The organism is Arthrobacter sp. MDT2-16, assembly GCF_054510925.1.
This window is the reverse complement of sequence record NZ_JBTNDP010000005.1, coordinates 36,183-53,659: the sequence shown is the minus strand read 5'-3', so window position 1 is coordinate 53,659 and position 17,477 is coordinate 36,183. Positions and strand designations below refer to the sequence as shown.

The window sequence follows — 17,477 nt, the reverse complement described above, 5'->3', positions numbered from 1 at the left end:
CGAGCGCAGCGAACAGCAGCAAGGACCGGCAGCCACCGGTTCGAGAGGACACCGGACGGCACCCCCGTCCGGGCCAGGACCAACAGGACAGGAACGCTGAAGCCATGACCGACATGCACCAGGGCACGGGCCTCCCCGGCACGGACGCCGGAGTAGCAGACGGAGCCGACGCCGGAACGGCGCAAGGCATCGACGCCGGGACGGCCGAGGCCTTCCTCAGCCACGACGAGAGCCTCCGCCACGCCCCGGGTCCCTACTTCGGCGCGTATGGCGGCCGATGGATGCCTGAATCCCTGATCGCGGCCCTCGACGAACTGCAGGACACCTTCGACAAGGCGAAGGCCGACCCCGAGTTCACCGCGCAGGTCACGGACCTGAACCGGAACTATGCCGGCCGGCCATCCCTGCTCACCGAGGCGCAGCGGTTCGCCGAGCACTGCGGCGGCGTCCGCGTGTTCCTCAAGCGCGAGGACCTCAACCACACAGGCTCCCACAAGATCAACAACGTGCTGGGCCAGGCCCTGCTCGCCAAGCGCATGGGCAAGACCCGTGTCATCGCCGAGACCGGCGCCGGCCAGCACGGCGTGGCGAGTGCGACGGCCGCGGCCCTTCTCGGCCTCGAGTGCGTGGTGTACATGGGCGCCGAGGACACGCGCCGCCAGGCCCTCAACGTCGCGCGCATGCAGCTGCTCGGTGCCACGGTGGTCCCCGTCACCAACGGCTCGCAGACCCTCAAGGACGCGATCAACGACGCCCTGCGCGACTGGGTGGCGAACGTGGAGACCACGCACTACCTCCTCGGCACGGCGGCGGGAGCCCATCCCTTCCCTGCGATGGTGCGGTACTTCCACGAGGTCATCGGCGAGGAGGCACGCGAGCAGATCCTCGAGCAGACCGGCCGGCTTCCCGACGCCGTCTGCGCCTGTGTGGGTGGGGGCTCCAACGCCATCGGCCTCTTCCACGGCTTCCTCGACGACCGCGGCGTGGCCCTCCACGGCTTCGAGGCCGGCGGCGACGGCGTCGAAAGCGGGCGGCACGCCGCCACCATCACGCTGGGGCGTCCCGGTGTGCTGCACGGTGCCCGGTCCTACCTCATGCAGGACGAGGACGGTCAGACGATGGAGTCGCACTCCATCTCCGCGGGCCTGGACTACCCCGGGGTGGGCCCCGAACACGCCCACCTGGCCGACATCGGCCGGGCGAACTACGAGCCGATCACCGACGCCGAGGCGATGGAGGCCTTCCAGCTCCTGAGTCGGACCGAGGGCATCATCCCCGCCATCGAGACCGCGCACGCGCTCGCCGGTGCGATGAAGGTCGGCCGGCGCCTCGCTGCGGGCCTCGGCCCGGAGGAGCGGCCGTCGGACCGGATCATCATCGTGAACCTCTCGGGCCGCGGCGACAAGGACGTGGCGACCGCCGCGGGCTACTTCGACCTCCTGCCGGACGACAGCGCCGAGCAGGAGATCGCCGAGGAGGGTGAGCAGTTGTGACCACGCATCCAGCAGACCGACCGGGCCGGGTTCTCGGCGGGTCGCGGGCCGCGGCTGCTATCGAGAAAGCCCGCAGCGAGGGCCGCGCGGCCCTCATCGGCTATCTTCCAGGGGGCTTCCCCGATGTACAGACCAGCATCGACGCCGGCATCGCCATGGCGAGCAACGGCATGGACCTCATCGAGATCGGCATCCCCTACTCGGATCCCGTCATGGACGGGCAGGTCATCCAGGAGGCCACCGTCGAGGCGCTGGCCAACGGCTTCACGGTGCCCCGCATCTTCGACGTCGTCGAGGGCATCACGCGTGAGACCGACGCCGCCGTCCTGGTGATGACCTACTGGAACCCCGTGATGCGGATGGGCGTCCGCGCCTTCGCCGAGCGCCTCGTCGCCGCCGGCGGTGCCGGGCTCATCACACCGGACCTCATCCCCGACGAAGCCGCGGAGTGGCTCGAGATCTCCGAGGAGCTGGGCCTGGACCGTGTGTTCCTCGTGGCTCCCTCCACGTCACCGCAGCGCATGCAGAACACGGTCGACGCGAGCAGGGGCTTCGTCTATGCCGTCTCGGTCATGGGCGTGACCGGTGCCCGGACCTCCGTCGGTGCCGCCGCGCGCGCCGTGGTCGACGCCGCACATGGAGCCGGCGCCGAGCGTGTCTGCGTGGGACTGGGAGTCTCCTCGTCCGCCCAGGTCCGGGAGATCGGTGCCTATGCCGACGGCGTGATCGTGGGGACGGCCCTCGTGGCGGCCCTGCGGGACGGCGGCGTGGACGCCGTCGCGGAGCTCGCACGCGAGCTGAGCACCGGCGCGGCGAAGACACCGGCGGGAGGGTCGGCGTGATCGCGGGAACGAGCGCCGTGGGCGTCGCGGCGTCGATCCCGAGTCCCCCCGCGGAGTGGGCGAGCTTCGCCCTCGGTCCGGTCACCATCCACGCCTATGCGCTCTGCATCCTGGCCGGCATCCTCCTGGCCCTCGTCCTGACGCAGAAGCGCTTCGTCGGCTTCGGCGGCCATGCGGACGCCGTGTGGGACATCGCGATCTGGGCCATCCCGTTCGGCATCATCGGCGGGCGGCTCTACCATGTGTTCTCCTCGCCCGACGCCTACTTCGGTCCCGAGGGGGATCTCGCCCGGATCCCGCAGATCTGGCAGGGCGGACTCGGCATCTGGGGTGCCATCGCCCTGGGTGCCGTCGGCGCATGGATCGGAGCCCGACGCGCCGGTGTGAAGCTGTCCGCCTTCGCCGACGCCGCAGCACCGGGCGTGCTCCTCGCACAGGCCGTCGGCCGGCTCGGCAACTGGTTCAACCAGGAGCTCTTCGGCGCGCCCACCACCCTGCCCTGGGGCCTCCAGATCGACGCCGACAACGTCAACTTCCCCGCCGACCAGGCGCCCGGCACCCTGTTCCACCCGACCTTCCTCTACGAGCTGCTGTGGAACCTCGCCGGCGTGGCGCTGCTGCTGCTGCTCGCCCGGAAGTTCAGGCTCCGTGGCGGACGCATGTTCTGGCTGTACGCGGCCTACTACACGCTCGGGCGCGTCTGGATCGAGACGCTCCGCATCGACGACGCGGAGATGGTCACCCTCTTCGGTGTCACGCAGCGGCTCAACGTCTGGACGAGCATCGCCGTCTTCCTCGTCTCCCTGGCGATCCTCGTCCACCTGTCCCTCCGGCGTGACCGTGTCGAGGAGACGTCCGTCTACCTCCCCGGGCGCGAACCGAAGGGCGCAGCGGATGCAGGCACCGTCACAGCTGGCTCGAGCGACACCCCGGCCGCGGGCGAGCAGGACACCGAGAGCGGTGCGGCGGAAGAGACGTCCGCGGGCACCGCCACAGGTATGGGGACGGACGACGACGCCGCTCCGGGGATGGCCGACGGGACGGGCCCGCGGAGCGCCACCCATAACGCTTCAGCCACAGGTAGCCACGCCGCGGACACGGCGCAGAGGGCGCGGAACGACCGTGGTAATCTTTCCGAAACAACGGCTCCTGAGTAACCCTCCGTGCTGCTGAGGGTTCCGCTGACGCGGCGCCCTCAGGAACCGGTTCCCGTAGTCTGTCCCTGGGCCACCGCCCTTGAAGGACGCAACACCACACCGGCGTGGACCATCGGTGCGACGGCCGGATCACCTTCTGAGCCCGCACCGCGACCGCCCCTGACCCGGCGCGGCACAAGTGCAGTGGCGAACCGCCAGAAGTGCCGGCAGCGCCGGCGCCGGTGGAACGCACAAGACCGACAGACGGTGCCGCTCTTCGAGCAGCGGTGACCGCGGGGCCAAAGGCTGTCCCCTCCCGACGCTCCATCATGGGGGAAGGATCCTTATCTGATGACTGCTGTGACCCCAGAAATGCCGACCGGGGAGAACCCGGGAACGACGCCGTCCACGGACGAGTCCGTGGAGTCTCCCTTCCGGCGCTTCGCCGCCGTCCCTGACGCCACCGGCCTGTACGACCCGGAGAACGAGAAGGACGCGTGCGGTCTCGCCGTCATCGCGACCCTCCGCGGTGAACCCGGGCACGATATCGTCGACGCCGCGCTGACGGCGCTCCGGAACCTCGAGCACCGTGGTGCCGTGGGCGCGGACGAAGGCACCGGAGACGGTGCCGGCCTCCTGACACAGGTCCCCGACGAGTTCTTCCGCGCCGTCGTCGACTTCCCGCTGCCGGCCGCCGGCTCCTACGTCGTGGGAACGGCGTTCCTCCCGGCCGAGGCGAAGGGGGAGGAGACGGCCCGCGCCGGCCTCGAGTCCATCGCCGAGGCGGAGGGCCTGGACGTGCTCGGCTGGCGCGTGGTCCCCGTCGAGGCCGACCTCGTCGGCGCCATGGCCCGTGCCTGCATGCCGCACTTCGTGCAGCTCTTCCTCGCGCCCGCCGACGGCGATGCCTCCGACCTCGACGCCAAGGCTTTCCGGGTCCGCAAGCGCGCGCAGAACAAGTTCGGGGTCTACTTCCCGTCGCTGTCGTCGAAGACGATCGTCTACAAGGGCATGGTCACCACGGCGCAGCTCGAGCCGTTCTACCCGGACCTCTCCGACGAGCGCTTCAAGACCAAGCTCGGGATCGTGCACTCGCGTTTCTCGACCAACACGTTCCCGTCCTGGCCCCTCGCGCAGCCGTTCCGGACCATCGCGCACAACGGCGAGATCAACACCGTCAAGGGCAACCGAAACTGGATGCGGGCGCGGCAGTCGCAGCTGTCCCACCCGCTGCTCGGGGACGCCCCGGAGGAGCTCTACCCCATCTGCACGCCGGGGGCCTCGGACTCGGCGTCCTTCGACGAGGTCGCCGAACTGCTGACGCTCTCCGGGCGCCCGATCACGCACGCGATCATGATGATGATCCCCGAGGCGTGGGAGAACCACGCCACCATGGATCCCGCCCGCCGCGCCTTCTACCAGTACCACTCGATGCTCATGGAGCCGTGGGACGGACCGGCCGCGGTGTCCTTCACCGACGGGCGGCTCGTCGGCGCCGTCCTGGACCGCAACGGACTGCGTCCGGCCCGCTACTGGGTCACCGAGGACGGCCTCGTGATCCTCGCCTCCGAGGTGGGCGTGCTGGACGTCGAGCCCTCCCGCGTTGTCCGTAAGGGCCGCGTCTCGCCGGGCAAGATGTTCCTCGTCGACACCGAGGAAGGCCGGCTGATCGAGGACCAGGAGATCAAGGCCGAGGTCGCGGCCGCGAACCCGTGGGGCGAGTGGGTCAGCGAGAATCTCATCCAGCTCGAGGACCTCCCGGAGCGCGAGCACGTCATCCACACGAAGGCGTCCATCAACCGCCGCCAGCGCACCTTCGGGTACACGCAGGAGGAGTTGCGTATCCTCCTCGGCCCGATGGCGAAGAACGGTGCCGAGCCCCTCGGTGCGATGGGATCGGACACGCCCATCGCCGTGCTCTCCAAGCGCCCCCGCCTGCTGTTCGACTACTTCGTGCAGTCCTTCGCCCAGGTCACCAACCCGCCGCTGGACTCGATCCGCGAGGAGCTCGTAACCTCCATGGGCGTCACGATCGGCCCCGACGGCAACCTGCTCTCCACCGGGCAGGTGCGCTCCAAGCAGATCGCGCTGAGGTTCCCCGTCATCACCAACGACGAGCTGGCCAAGATCGCCAACCTCGAGACCGACGACGGTGACCGCCTCACCGTCCGAGTGCGCGGCCTGTACCGGCACGACGGCGGCGAGGCTGCCCTGCGCGCCCGGCTCGCGGAGATCTGCGAGCAGGTCTCCAGCGCGCTCAACCGCGGGGTCGAGTACGTGGTGCTCTCCGACCGCGACTCCAATGCCCAGTGGGCGCCCATCCCGTCGCTGCTCCTGACGAGTGCCGTGCACCACCACCTGCTGCGCAGTGCCAACCGCACCAAGACCTCCCTGGTGGTCGAGGCCGGCGACGTGCGCGAGGTCCACCATGTCGCCGTTCTGATCGGCTACGGCGCCTCCGCGGTCAACCCCTACCTGGCCATGGAGAGCTGCGAGGAACTGGTCCGCAACGGGGACATCACCGGCGTCACCGCCGAGAAGGCCGTGGCGCACCTCATCAAGGGCCTCGGCAAGGGCGTCCTGAAGATCATGTCCAAGATGGGCATCTCCACGGTCAGCTCCTACTGCGGCGCCCAGACCTTCGAGGCGCTCGGCCTGTCGCAGGAGCTCGTGGACGAGTACTTCCACGGCACGCAGACGCAGCTCGGCGGTGTGGGGCTCGACGTCGTCGCGGCCGAGACCGCGGCGCGTCACGAGAGCGCGTACCCGCAGGACGGCATCGAGGATCCGCACCGCGGCCTCGACAACGGCGGGGAGTACCAGTGGCGCCGTGAGGGCCCGCCGCACCTGTTCAACCCCGAGACGGTCTTCCGCCTGCAGCACGCCACGCGTGAGCGCCGGTACGACATCTTCAAGGCGTACACCCAGGGCGTGGACGACCAGTCGAAGGACCTCATGACGCTCCGCGGGCTGCTGAAGCTCCGCGGTGACGCACGCGAGCCGATCTCCATCGACGAGGTGGAGCCCGTCTCGTCCATCGTCAAGCGGTTCTCCACCGGGGCGATGAGCTACGGCTCCATCTCCCAGGAAGCCCACGAGACCCTCGCGATCGCGATGAACCGCCTCGGCGGGAAGTCCAACACGGGCGAGGGCGGCGAGGACGTGGAGCGCCTGATGGATCCTGAGCGGAGGTCCGCCATCAAGCAGGTGGCCTCCGGTCGGTTCGGCGTCACGAGCCTCTACCTGACCAACGCCGACGACATCCAGATCAAGATGGCGCAGGGAGCCAAGCCAGGCGAGGGCGGCCAGCTCATGAGCCAGAAGGTCTACCCGTGGATCGCCCGGACAAGGCACTCCACGCCCGGTGTCGCCCTCATCTCCCCGCCGCCGCACCACGACATCTATTCCATCGAGGACCTCGCGCAGCTCATCTACGACCTCAAGCGGTCCAACCCGAGGGCGCGCGTCCACGTGAAGCTCGTGTCCGAGGTGGGTATCGGCACGGTCGCCGCGGGCGTCACGAAGGCCAAGGCCGACGTCGTGCTCGTCTCCGGCCACGACGGCGGCACGGGCGCGAGCCCGCTGAACTCCCTCAAGCACGCGGGCATCCCCTGGGAGCTGGGGCTCGCCGAGACCCAGCAGACGCTCATGCTCAACGGCCTCCGGGACCGCGTGGTCGTCCAGGTGGACGGTCAGCTGAAGACCGGGCGCGACGTCGTGATCGCCGCTCTCCTCGGTGGCGAGGAGTTCGGCTTCGCGACGGCACCGCTCGTGGTGTCCGGCTGCATCATGATGCGTGTCTGCCACCTCGACACCTGCCCGGTCGGCGTCGCCACGCAGAACCCCGAGCTCCGCAGCCGCTTCACGGGCAAGCCGGAGTTCGTGGTGAATTTTTTCGAGTTCATCGCCGAGGAGGTCCGCGAGATCCTCGCCGAGCTCGGCTTCAGGACGCTCGAGGAGGCCATCGGCCACAGCGAGCTGCTCGATGCACGCGAGGCGATCGAGCACTGGAAGGCCGACGGCCTGGACCTCGACCCGATCCTGCGCGGTAATGAGTTCGATTCCGGCGAGCCGATGCGCAACATGCTCCCGCAGAACCACGAGCTGGACCAGCACTTCGACAACAAGCTCATCGAGATGAGCGCCGACGCGCTGCACCACCGCTCGCCCGTCCGGATCTCGGTCGACGTCGTCAACACGGACCGCTCGGTCGGCACCATGCTGGGCCACGAGGTCACGCGGACCTTCGGGCTCGACACGCTCGCGACGGACACCATCGACGTCACGCTGACGGGCCAGGCGGGGCAGTCGCTCGGGGCCTTCCTGCCCGCGGGCATCACGCTGCGGCTGCTCGGCGACTCCAATGACTACGTGGGCAAGGGACTGTCCGGCGGGCGTATCATCGTCCGCCCGGACCGCACCAACGTGTTCCGCGCGGAGCGCAACGTGATCGCCGGCAACGTCATCGGCTACGGCGCCACGAGCGGCGAGATGTTCCTGCGCGGCCAGGTGGGGGAGCGGTTCCTCGTGCGCAACTCCGGTGCCACGGCCGTCGCCGAGGGCATCGGCGACCACGGCTGCGAGTACATGACCGGCGGCCAGGCGCTGATCCTCGGCCGCACGGGCCGGAACTTCGGCGCGGGCATGTCCGGTGGCACCGCGTTCGTGCTGGACCTCGACCGCGCCCGCGTCAACAAGCAAAGCCTCGAGAACGGCGAGCTCCTGCTCGTGGGGCTCGACGCCGAGGACGTCGAGATCGTGCGACGCCTGCTGATCCAGCACGTCGAGGAGACCGAGTCCACTCTCGCCGAAAGCCTGCTCGAGTCCTTCGAGGACACCGTCGAGCGATTCACGAAGGTCCTGCCGCGCGACTACGCCGCGGTCCTGGGCGCCCGCGCCACCGCCGTCGAGCAGGGACTCGATCCCGACGGTGCCGAGGCGTGGACCAAGATCCTGGAGGTAACCGGTGGCTGACCCACGCGGATTTCTGAAGGTGCGCGAGCGCCAGACCCAGCCACGCCGCCCCGTACCGGTGCGCATCATGGACTGGAAGGAGGTGTACGAGGCGCAGGAGAACGGCGTCCTGAAGGCGCAGGCCGGACGCTGCATGGACTGCGGCATTCCCTTCTGCCACCAGGGCTGCCCGCTCGGCAACCTCATCCCGGAGTGGAACGACCTCATGTTCCGGGAGAAGGGCCGCGAGGCGATCGAGCGGCTGCACGCCACGAACAACTTCCCGGAGTTCACGGGCCGGCTCTGCCCGGCGCCGTGTGAGTCCTCGTGCGTGCTCGGCATCAACCAGCCGCCCGTGACCATCAAGCAGGTCGAGGTCTCCATCGCCGATCTGGCGTTCGAGGAGGGCTGGGTGGAACCGCACCCACCGGAGCGGCTCACCGACCGCACGATCGCCGTCGTCGGCTCCGGCCCCGCCGGCCTCGCCGCCGCGCAGCAGCTGACGCGCGCCGGCCACACCGTGGCCGTGTACGAGCGCGACGACCGCATCGGCGGCCTGCTGCGCTACGGCATCCCCGACTTCAAGATGGAGAAGATCCACCTCGAGCGCCGCCTCGACCAGATGAAGGCCGAGGGGACGCGCTTCCGTACCGGCGTCGACGTCGGCAAGGACATCAGCTGGGGGCAGCTTCGGCGGCGGTACGACGCCGTCGTCGTCGCCACGGGTGCCACCGTACCGCGCGACCTCCCCATCCCGGGGCGCGAGTTCGAGGGCGTGCACTTCGCCATGGACTACCTCGTCCAGGCCAATCGCGTGGTCGCCGGCGAGGCGGTCGAGGACCAGATCCACGCCGAGGGCAAGCACGTGGTCATCCTCGGCGGCGGCGACACCGGCGCCGACTGCCTCGGCACGGCGCACCGGCAAAAAGCCGCCAGCGTCACCACGCTCGCCATCGGGCAGCAGCCGCCGGCCGAGCGCCGCCCCGACCAGCCCTGGCCCACCTTCCCGACCCTCTTCGACATCGCGAGCGCCCACGAGGAAGGCGGGGAGCGACGCTACCTTGCCTCCACCGTCGAGTTCGTCGGCGACGACGGCGTGCTGCGCGGTATCAAGGTCGCGGAGACGGAGTTCGTGGACGGGCGCCGCATACCGAAGGCGGGCACCGAGCGCGAGATCCCCGCGGACCTGGTCTTCCTCTCGCTGGGCTTCACCGGGGCGGAGCCCGCGGGCATCACCGAGCAGGTCCACGCCGAGTTCGACGAGCGCGGGAACGTGGCCCGCGACGGCTACTACATGACCAACACGCCGGGGGTGTTCTCGGCGGGAGACGCCGGACGCGGGCAGTCGCTCATCGTCTGGGCCATCGCCGAGGGCCGCGCCTGCGCGGCCGCGGTGGACAAGTGGCTGATGGGCTCCACCAAGCTGCCCGCGCCCGTCGCACCCACGGACCGCTCCATCGCCGTGCTCTGACCGGCCCCTCCCACCACACCTTCTACCCCAACACGACTAGGCTAGGTTTATGAGACGCGCAAAAATCGTTGCAACATTCGGTCCCGCAATCGCGAGCTACGAGAACACCCTGGCCGTGCTCAAGGCGGGCGTCGACGTGGCCCGGATGAACATGAGCCACGGCGACTACACCGTGCACAGCAACACCTATGAGAACGTCCGCCGGGCCGCGCAGGAGCTCGGCAAGCCCGTCGGCATCTTCGCCGACCTCCAGGGCCCGAAGATCCGCCTGGGACGGTTCAGCGACGGCCCGCACGCCCTCGCCCCGGGCGACGTCTTCACCATCACCGTCGATGACATCGAGGGCACGCAGGAGATCTCCTCCACCACGTTCAAGGGACTGCCCCAGGACGTCAACGTCGGCGACCTGCTCCTCATCGACGACGGGAAGGTGTCCCTGCGAGCCACGGCGGTCGACGACACGAGTGTCACCACCGAGGTCGTTGTCGGCGGCATGGTGTCCAACAACAAGGGCATCAACCTGCCGGGTGTCGCCGTGAATGTCCCCGCCCTCAGCGACAAGGACGAGGAGGACCTCCGCTGGGCCATCCGCATCGGCGTCGACATGGTCGCCCTGTCCTTCGTGCGCGACGCCGGTGACGTCAAGCGCGTCCACGAGATCATGGACGAGGAGGGCCGCCGCGTCCCGGTGATCGCCAAGATCGAGAAGCCGCAGGCCGTGGACGCCCTCGAGGAGATCATCGATGCGTTCGACGCCATCATGGTGGCGCGTGGCGACCTCGGTGTCGAACTGCCGCTGCAGGACGTCCCGATCGTGCAGAAGCGCGCCGTCGAGCTCGCGCGGCGCTGGGCCAAGCCTGTCATCGTGGCCACGCAGGTGCTCGAGTCCATGATCGACAACCCCCGCCCCACGCGCGCGGAGGCCTCCGACTGCGCCAACGCAGTACTCGACGGCGCGGACGCCGTCATGCTCTCGGGCGAGACGAGCGTCGGGAAGTACCCGATCGAGACCGTACGCACCATGGCTGACATCATCGAGTCCACCGAGCGTCACGGCCTCGAGCGAGTGCCGCCCCTGGGCAGCAAGCCGAAGACCCGCGGTGGAGCCATCACGCGTGCCGCCGTCGAGATCTCCGACCAGTTGGACGCCAAGTACATCTGCACGTTCACCCAGTCCGGTGACTCCGCGCGCCGCCTGTCCCGCCTGCGCCCCAAGAAGCCCGTCTTCGCCTTCACCCCGGTGCAGTCGACGCTGAACGCCATGTCCCTCATCTGGGGTATCCAGCCGAAGCTCGTCGAGTTCGTCGCGCACACCGACGAGATGACGGCCCAGGTGGACAAGGTACTGTTCGAGCAGGGCCTCGTCGAGGTGGACGACCTCGTGGTCATCGCCGCCGGGTCCCCTCCCGGACAGGCCGGCTCGACCAATTCCATCAAGGTGCACCGGGTCGGTGACATCACCGACGCCGGGCAGCTTCCGGATGGACACACCTCCTACATCAAGGAGGGCGTCGGTCCCTGGCCGGTCAAGAAGAAGTAGTTTCTCCCTGGTCGACAGGAAGACCCCCACCCGGCAGGGTGGGGGTCTTCCTGTTCGTTCCCGGCGTTTGCGCGCCGGTGGATGCGCTTCTCAGTTGACCTGGTTGATGATGGTCTCGGCGACCTCGCGCATGCTCAGGCGGCGGTCCATGGAGGTCTTCTGGATCCAGCGGAAGGCCTCGGGCTCGGTGAGGCCCATCTTCGTGGTCAGGAGGCTCTTCGCGCGCTCCACCAGCTTGCGCGTCGCGAACTGCTCCTGCAGGTCGGACACCTCGGCCTCCAGAGCCTTGATCTCCTCGTAGCGCGACATCGCGATCTCGATCGCCGGGATGAGGTCTGCGGGCGTGAAGGGCTTGACGACGTACGCCATGGCACCGGCGTCGCGTGCGCGCTCGATGAGTTCCTTCTGGCTGAAGGCCGTGAGCAGCACCACGGGAGCGATCCGGGCCTTGACAATCTGCTCTGCGGCAGTAATGCCGTCCATGACGGGCATCTTCACGTCCATGAGCACGAGGTCCGGCTTGTGCTCTTCGGCGAGCGCCACGGCCTTCTCCCCGTTGTCGGCCTCCGCCACGACCTCGTAGCCTTCCCCCCGCAGGATCTCGATGATGTCGAGTCGGATGAGCGTCTCGTCCTCGGCCACGATGACCCGGCGAGCGGGTCCGGCGGGCGTGGATTCGGTGGGTTCAGACACAGTTGCTCCTTGATCACGATGGCGTTCAGACGGGTCCGTGGACGGCGTGCTCCCGTTCCCGGAAACAGACTATCGGCATGTAGAGTGGATTCGCGCACCGGCGGAGGCGGAAGTCAGCTTTCTCACCTGCGGCCGCGGCGCGGACGGCCCGAATGGCGGAATTGGCAGACGCGCTGCACTCAAAATGCAGTATCGAAAGGTGTGTGGGTTCGAGTCCCACTTCGGGCACCCAGGGAGTCGAACCGGATCGGACGCCGCATGGGACGCCGGGATGCCAGGATCGGGGCCCGCCACCAGACCGGCCTGAGGCTTCGTCGTCGCGTCGAGCACGACCACCGACCGATCTCGCATCGAGAAGCCCGGCAGCCGCCATGCTCTCCTTGCGCCGACAACTTCGCTTCGTGCAACAGCGGGATCAGATGGGGTAGTCGGCCGACCCCGGATTCTCTTGACTGCCTGATGGAGCGGGCGTAGTTTTTCGCGATGTGCGCCCGGACTGACGGACACGGCAATGCCGGTCCCGTCGTCGGACCCGTCGCCTTCACGGCATCCATTGCTTATCGGGGCAGGATCCGCGGCAACCGGGCTCCTGCCGAACTCAGGAGCCTGAAATGAACAGTCAGAAGAAGCTGTGCCTCTCCCTCCTCGCCACGCTGTCCCTCGTCGCCGGGTCGGCGTCGGCGGCCACAGCCCACGACGAGGAGGAAACCCCCGCCCCCTGGCCGCCCGCCGAGACCGACGGTTACCAGCCAGCGCCTGCCTGGTACTACGAGGATGTCGTGTTTCCTGCGTGCGGCACCACGATCACCCTGAAGGCCGGAGACGTACAGGACCTGTACGAGAAAGTCCGGGTGAAGCGCGATGGGACGACGGTGATCAGGGTCCGGGGTGAACTGACCACGGACGTGATAGCCGCACCCGGCGGTGACCTCCCGGACGGCGGCTTCCTTGACGAACTCGACAACTCGGGACCGGCCAATATCTACATCTCGGCCGACGGCTTGACCGTCGTAGAGAAGATCGGGGGGCCCGCTGTCGTCTACCCCGTCAGTGAGACCGATGGTGCGGCCCTGATCGCAGCCGGCCTCCCTGCGTTCAGCTACTTCGAGCACGGCAAAGTGACCATCAGGACAGTTCTCACCGATGATGAGACCGCCATCGAACCCGAATCGACCGAGATCCTGAAGAACACCGCCAGGGGTGTGGTGGATCTGTGCCTGGCGCTGAAGGAATCGGCGGGACATCCCTACTGATCCCTGTAGTCGCGCGGTGACGTTCAGCGGGCCGGTTGAGGGGACGCACCGGGCTCCGTCCAGGTCGAGGAGGACCTTTCTCCCGGACAACACTGCGGCACGGAGAAGCCCCGCAGCTCCTTGGGGGGATGCGGGGCTTCCTGCTGCAAGCCTGCCGGTGTTGCTCGGCAGTCGGTGCGCTGCGCGTTCAGCTCGAGACGGGCATCGCTCTGGTCGATGGCCAGATCCTGGGCGTCGTCCCAGCCGCCGTGAGCAGATGGTCGAGACCCTGGAGGAGAGGTCAGGCTTCCTTGGCCTCGCTGCCGGCGTCAGCGGCTACATCATCGGCCGGGATGGGGGTGTCGCGGATCGCCTGCCTGCGGTCCAGTTCCTCTCGCAGCTCGTGGTGCTGACCCTCGGTCTCCGCATCCACGTCACCGTTGCGAATGTACTGGTCATCTCTTGAGCGGTGATTCCTACTGTTCAGGATGTCCAGATCGTCCCGGTCGATCGACGTCAGATCCTCAGGGAAGGCCTGTCCCGGATCCAACCTGCTGCTATCACTCACAAGGGACCTCATTTTCGCGGTAGAAACCATGGCGCCCCGCTTCATGAGGCGAAATAAACACTACCGGAGTGGCTTCGGAATCATGAAGTAGTCGCATCCGGCTCCGGCCCTACCTGTTCGAACCGTACCCAGCGACACTTATAGGGAGCAGCATCTCACCAGCGAAGGAGCCGTCATGGATGCATCCTCCACCTCACAGTCCCGCGTCATCGTCGTCGGTGTCGATGGTTCCCCATCCTCGATCGCCGCTCTGCACCTCGCGGTGAGTCTCATGCCTCTTGCCGGCGACACCATACGCGCTCTCGCGGTTTGGCAGCACCCCATCGCCTTCGGCCGGTACTCGCCCCCGCCGGAACACGATTACGAAGCGCTCGCTCGCCAGGCCCTGGACCAGGCCGTGACCGACGCGTTTCCCAATGGAGCTCCCTACCCCATCGAACAGCAGGTTGTGCGTGGCCTTGCCGTGGAGGTCCTCATCCAGCAGAGCAGGCATGCCTCGATGGTCGTCGTCGGCTCCCGCGGCCACGGCGGGTTCGCCGGACTGCTCCTCGGGTCCGTCAGCTCCGCATTGGCGGAGCGAGCCCATTGCCCAGTACTCGTCTCCCACGGCGCCCTGCACGTCATCGAGGGTGAAACCATTGTTCTGCCGCCCGTCGACGCGTCAGGATGAGCCCGGCCACTGTGTCGGTCGGTCCCGTCATCGTCTGCTGCGAACGTTTCTGCATGGCATCCGCGGTGGCTGACGCGCCATCAACGATGATGAGCAGTCCCGCACACGCACGGAACGGCTGAAGGCAGTAGGGAGCAACGATGACTTCGGAGAGAACTGCCACTGACTTCGAGGCCTCGCTGCGTTCGATGGCCACCGAGGAACAGCGGATCAAGTACGAGCGGTTCTTCCCCGGCGACGACTCGCTCATCGGCGTTCGGATGGGTGATGTGTTCAACTTGGCCAGGACTGCCCTGTCCATGCCCGTGGCGGAGCTCGAAGCGCTGCTCGAGAGTCCGACGCACGAAGTGCGGGTAGGCGCCTGCTCCATCATGGGTAAATCGGCAACGGCGAAGAAGGTCACCTCTGATCGGCGCCAGGAACTGTACGAGCTGTATCTCCGGCGGCACGACCGGATCAACACCTGGGATCTGGTCGATCTTGGTGCTCATCAGGTACTCGGGCACTGGCTTCTGGACAAGCCGCGGACACCGCTCTACGACCTGGCGCGATCCGACTTCTGGCCCGAGCGACGCAGCGCGATAGTCGCCACCGCCGCCTATCTCAGGCGCGACGAGACCGACGACACTCTGAGGATTGCCGCGCTCCTCGCCGATGATGGCGAGGAGTTCGTCCAGAAGGGAGTCGGCTGGATGCTGCGCTATGTCGGCGACGTCGATCGAGCCCGGCTGCTCGTGCATCTCGACGAATATGCGGAGAAGATGTCGCGGACGGCCGTGCGTGCCGCGATCGAGAAGCTGGACCGGCCCACCCGCGAGCGGTACCTCGAGCGACCGTGAACAGTGGGGTCCCGTGACGTTCGCCGGCATCCCGTGGAAGCCCGCGCTGACACCTGCCCTGTGATTCGGGGGCCGTCAGAAGCGGTCTCCCGTCCGCCATGGCATCTCCTGGAGCGCCAGGGTGTTGCCGTCCGGATCGCTGATCCACGCGTATTTGACTCCTCCTCCGACATCGACCACCGGGGAGACCTCGACCCCACGGGCAGCCAGTTCCGCACATGCCCGGTCGATGTCGTCGACCACCAGGTGCAGGTTCCTGACCGCGCCAGGTTCGATGTCGTCGTACATCGACGCGCCGAAACCGAAGCCTATCGAGCACGCCGACCCGGGCGGGGTGACCTGCACCACCCGCAGGCCGTCGGTCGGTCGCACATCCACGTCCTCAGTGAATCCGAGTTGAGTCGTGTAGAACGCCTTCGCACGGTCGACGTCGGTGACGGCGATCGGTACCAGCTCGAGCTTCATGTCCATCTGTTTCTCCCTTACGTATCGGGCACTGGTGGATGCCTACCGTAGGGGGATGCTACCGGTCGAAGCGGGTCATGGCTCGGGCCCTGGCGCCGGCCGCTGGGATTGTCGCGCGAGCACTCCGGGGGCCGTTGGCGCGTCACGGGGACGACGAGCGCCTGGTACTGGGGCTATCGGCGAAGGATGACGTTCTGTCGACGTCGGCGGGGGAGGAGCCGGCTCGTTGGAGCCGGCCCCTTCCCGTGCTACTGACTCGTGCTATGCCTTGATGGCACGGTGACGGCCACGACCTGCGAGGACCGTACCGGCACCGAGGGCCAGGAGGCCGGCACCGATACCGCCGGCGATTCTCGTGCTCTCGCCGGTGCCCGTGGAGGCCAGCTGCTGTGTGCCGACGGTGGCCTCGTCCTCGTCGGTCATGAGAGGTCCACTGTTGCCGACGGTGTTGTCGGCGCCCTCGTCGGTCCGGTCGCCGTCCGTGTCGAGCTCGCAGCCGACACCGTCGCTGTCCCGGTCCAGCCCCGCACGGAAGCCCTCCTCACCCAGGAGGATGGCGCGGCCCAGCACGTCCCGAACCTCCGCACAGTTCTCGTAGTAGACACCGACCGCTTGATGGTCGAGCACCGGGAGGACGTTATCGGGGGTGTCCACGATGACGGGTGTGATGGGCATGTCCACTGTCACGGGGACTTCCACCTCGACAGGAGCGACGACGACAGGAGTCCCGTCGACAGGGAGCTCCCCGGCCGGGGTCTCCTGTTCGACAGGAGTCTCGTCTTGGGGAGGCTCGGGAGCCGGCACCGTGGGGGTCTCGGGAAGCCCCGGAGCCGGCACAGCGGGGGTCGCGGGAGCCTCCGGGGAAGGTACCTCAGGAGTTTCCGGCGTCTCGGGTACCTCAGGGGTTCCCGGGGTGGGGACCTCAGGTAGCTCAGGGCCCTCCGGGACGGGAGTGCCGACGACAGGCGTGGGAACCGACGTGTAGGAGTAGTGGGAGATGTCCTTGCCGCTTGAGTGGCTGATTGTCACCTGTGACTGAGGCACAGGCAGGACGACGGTCTCGGGACCATTGCCCTGCTTGGAGGAACCGGCTTTGACGCAGTAGCTCGCAATGAGCTGGCCCTGCGGCGCGATGAGAGTGACTTCCGAGAGTCCTGGCTCGTTGAGGTCCTGCTTGCCGCTCGTGCCTTCGCCGCACACCTGCTCGACAGGTTCGGCCCCGTGGGCTGTGGCGAACGCCGGGGCGACGGAGAACGTGCTGAGACCGGCAGTGACGGCGAGGGCGAGTAGCCCTGTGCGCTTGTTCATTTTTACCTGTTGTTTCTGTTGGTTGAGTTCTGGCGCAGCTGCGAATGCTGCGAACACTTCGTGAAGGAATGCAGAAGGCGCGGTCCCCTCGCGCGGGATATCCAGTCGTACACCACTCAATCTATGAAGCCGGGCAGGAGGAAACACGAGCAGCAACCACGCGTTGGTTGCTTGGGCGACTACACAACGACTGCCTTCTTCTACTCGCTGTACAGCTACCTACTACTCAGCGAACGGCCAGAAGCTACCTGCTCGACGTCCTCCCTC

General features: G+C 67.8%; 13 protein-coding genes and 1 tRNA gene. 10 read left to right on the top strand and 4 right to left on the bottom strand.

The genetic code is table 11. The annotated features are described in order from the left end of the window. Nucleotides 1–113: 113 nt before the first annotated feature. The 6 genes from trpB to pyk all read left to right on the top strand — a co-directional run bounded on the left by trpB (nucleotide 114) and on the right by pyk (nucleotide 11,435). Nucleotides 114–1,493, top strand: coding sequence for a tryptophan synthase subunit beta (gene trpB, locus ACX80N_RS10310; RefSeq protein ID WP_459339478.1), 1,380 nt, complete (start codon nucleotides 114–116; stop codon nucleotides 1,491–1,493). Then, nucleotides 1,490–2,335: a tryptophan synthase subunit alpha gene (trpA, locus tag ACX80N_RS10305; protein ID WP_459339323.1), complete on the top strand. Its 846-nt coding sequence runs from the start codon at nucleotides 1,490–1,492 to the stop codon at nucleotides 2,333–2,335. The genes trpB and trpA overlap by 4 nt, the downstream gene beginning before the upstream one ends. Continuing rightward, on the top strand, nucleotides 2,332–3,492 hold the full coding sequence (lgt, locus tag ACX80N_RS10300) for a prolipoprotein diacylglyceryl transferase (RefSeq protein ID WP_459339322.1): 1,161 nt from the start codon (nucleotides 2,332–2,334) through the stop codon (nucleotides 3,490–3,492). Before trpA ends, lgt begins: the two co-directional genes overlap by 4 nt. A gap of 351 nt (nucleotides 3,493–3,843) precedes the next feature. Further along, a complete protein-coding gene (gene gltB / locus ACX80N_RS10295; RefSeq protein ID WP_459339477.1) occupies nucleotides 3,844–8,445 on the top strand; it encodes a glutamate synthase large subunit in 4,602 nt (1,533 codons plus the stop codon). Then, nucleotides 8,438–9,895: a glutamate synthase subunit beta gene (locus tag ACX80N_RS10290; RefSeq protein ID WP_459339321.1), complete on the top strand. Its 1,458-nt coding sequence runs from the start codon at nucleotides 8,438–8,440 to the stop codon at nucleotides 9,893–9,895. The genes gltB and ACX80N_RS10290 overlap by 8 nt, the downstream gene beginning before the upstream one ends. A gap of 49 nt (nucleotides 9,896–9,944) precedes the next feature. Further along, entirely contained in the window at nucleotides 9,945–11,435 is a 1,491-nt protein-coding gene (gene pyk, locus ACX80N_RS10285) for a pyruvate kinase (RefSeq protein WP_459339320.1), read from the top strand. Nucleotides 11,436–11,525: 90 nt separating this feature from the next. Here pyk and ACX80N_RS10280 read toward each other — a convergent pair whose 3' ends face one another. After that, complete coding sequence (locus ACX80N_RS10280) at nucleotides 11,526–12,128, bottom strand: ANTAR domain-containing response regulator (RefSeq protein ID WP_105030776.1); 603 nt, start codon at nucleotides 12,126–12,128, stop codon at nucleotides 11,526–11,528. Nucleotides 12,129–12,274: 146 nt separating this feature from the next. On the opposite strand from ACX80N_RS10280, the gene ACX80N_RS10275 reads away from it, so the two are divergent. Together ACX80N_RS10275 and ACX80N_RS10270 are read left to right on the top strand one after the other, a co-directional pair. Further along, nucleotides 12,275–12,356 (top strand) — tRNA-Leu (locus tag ACX80N_RS10275). Nucleotides 12,357–12,739: 383 nt separating this feature from the next. Beyond that, the gene (locus ACX80N_RS10270; RefSeq protein ID WP_459339319.1) at nucleotides 12,740–13,381 is read left to right on the top strand and encodes a hypothetical protein; all 642 of its coding nucleotides are present in this window, start codon (nucleotides 12,740–12,742) and stop codon (nucleotides 13,379–13,381) included. Nucleotides 13,382–13,661: 280 nt separating this feature from the next. Here ACX80N_RS10270 and ACX80N_RS10265 read toward each other — a convergent pair whose 3' ends face one another. After that, a complete protein-coding gene (locus tag ACX80N_RS10265; protein WP_459339318.1) occupies nucleotides 13,662–13,928 on the bottom strand; it encodes a hypothetical protein in 267 nt (88 codons plus the stop codon). Between the two features lie 175 nt (nucleotides 13,929–14,103). On the opposite strand from ACX80N_RS10265, the gene ACX80N_RS10260 reads away from it, so the two are divergent. After that, nucleotides 14,104–14,598: a universal stress protein gene (locus ACX80N_RS10260; RefSeq protein ID WP_459339317.1), complete on the top strand. Its 495-nt coding sequence runs from the start codon at nucleotides 14,104–14,106 to the stop codon at nucleotides 14,596–14,598. A gap of 140 nt (nucleotides 14,599–14,738) precedes the next feature. Then, the gene (locus ACX80N_RS10255) at nucleotides 14,739–15,437 is read left to right on the top strand and encodes a DNA alkylation repair protein (RefSeq protein WP_459339316.1); all 699 of its coding nucleotides are present in this window, start codon (nucleotides 14,739–14,741) and stop codon (nucleotides 15,435–15,437) included. A gap of 75 nt (nucleotides 15,438–15,512) precedes the next feature. On the opposite strand, the gene ACX80N_RS10250 is transcribed toward ACX80N_RS10255, so the two are convergent. Both ACX80N_RS10250 and ACX80N_RS10245 read right to left on the bottom strand, forming a co-directional pair. Continuing rightward, the gene (locus tag ACX80N_RS10250) at nucleotides 15,513–15,908 is read right to left on the bottom strand and encodes a VOC family protein (RefSeq protein WP_105030772.1); all 396 of its coding nucleotides are present in this window, start codon (nucleotides 15,906–15,908) and stop codon (nucleotides 15,513–15,515) included. A 255-nt stretch (nucleotides 15,909–16,163) separates the two neighbouring features. Further along, nucleotides 16,164–17,210: an excalibur calcium-binding domain-containing protein gene (locus ACX80N_RS10245; RefSeq protein ID WP_459339315.1), complete on the bottom strand. Its 1,047-nt coding sequence runs from the start codon at nucleotides 17,208–17,210 to the stop codon at nucleotides 16,164–16,166. Nucleotides 17,211–17,477 lie beyond the last annotated feature (267 nt).

What these genes read in the sequence shown, in the direction of transcription:
- trpB (WP_459339478.1), top strand. Translation starts at nt 114, where the DNA reads ATGCACCAGGGCACGGGCCTCCCCGGCACGGACGCCGGAGTAGCAGAC.
- gltB (WP_459339477.1), top strand. Translation starts at nt 3,844, where the DNA reads ATGCCGACCGGGGAGAACCCGGGAACGACGCCGTCCACGGACGAGTCC.
- pyk (WP_459339320.1), top strand. Translation starts at nt 9,945, where the DNA reads ATGAGACGCGCAAAAATCGTTGCAACATTCGGTCCCGCAATCGCGAGC.
- ACX80N_RS10270 (WP_459339319.1), top strand. Translation starts at nt 12,740, where the DNA reads ATGAACAGTCAGAAGAAGCTGTGCCTCTCCCTCCTCGCCACGCTGTCC.
- ACX80N_RS10260 (WP_459339317.1), top strand. Translation starts at nt 14,104, where the DNA reads ATGGATGCATCCTCCACCTCACAGTCCCGCGTCATCGTCGTCGGTGTC.
- ACX80N_RS10255 (WP_459339316.1), top strand. Translation starts at nt 14,739, where the DNA reads ATGACTTCGGAGAGAACTGCCACTGACTTCGAGGCCTCGCTGCGTTCG.
- ACX80N_RS10250 (WP_105030772.1), bottom strand. Translation starts at nt 15,908, where the DNA reads ATGGACATGAAGCTCGAGCTGGTACCGATCGCCGTCACCGACGTCGAC.
- ACX80N_RS10245 (WP_459339315.1), bottom strand. Translation starts at nt 17,210, where the DNA reads ATGAACAAGCGCACAGGGCTACTCGCCCTCGCCGTCACTGCCGGTCTC.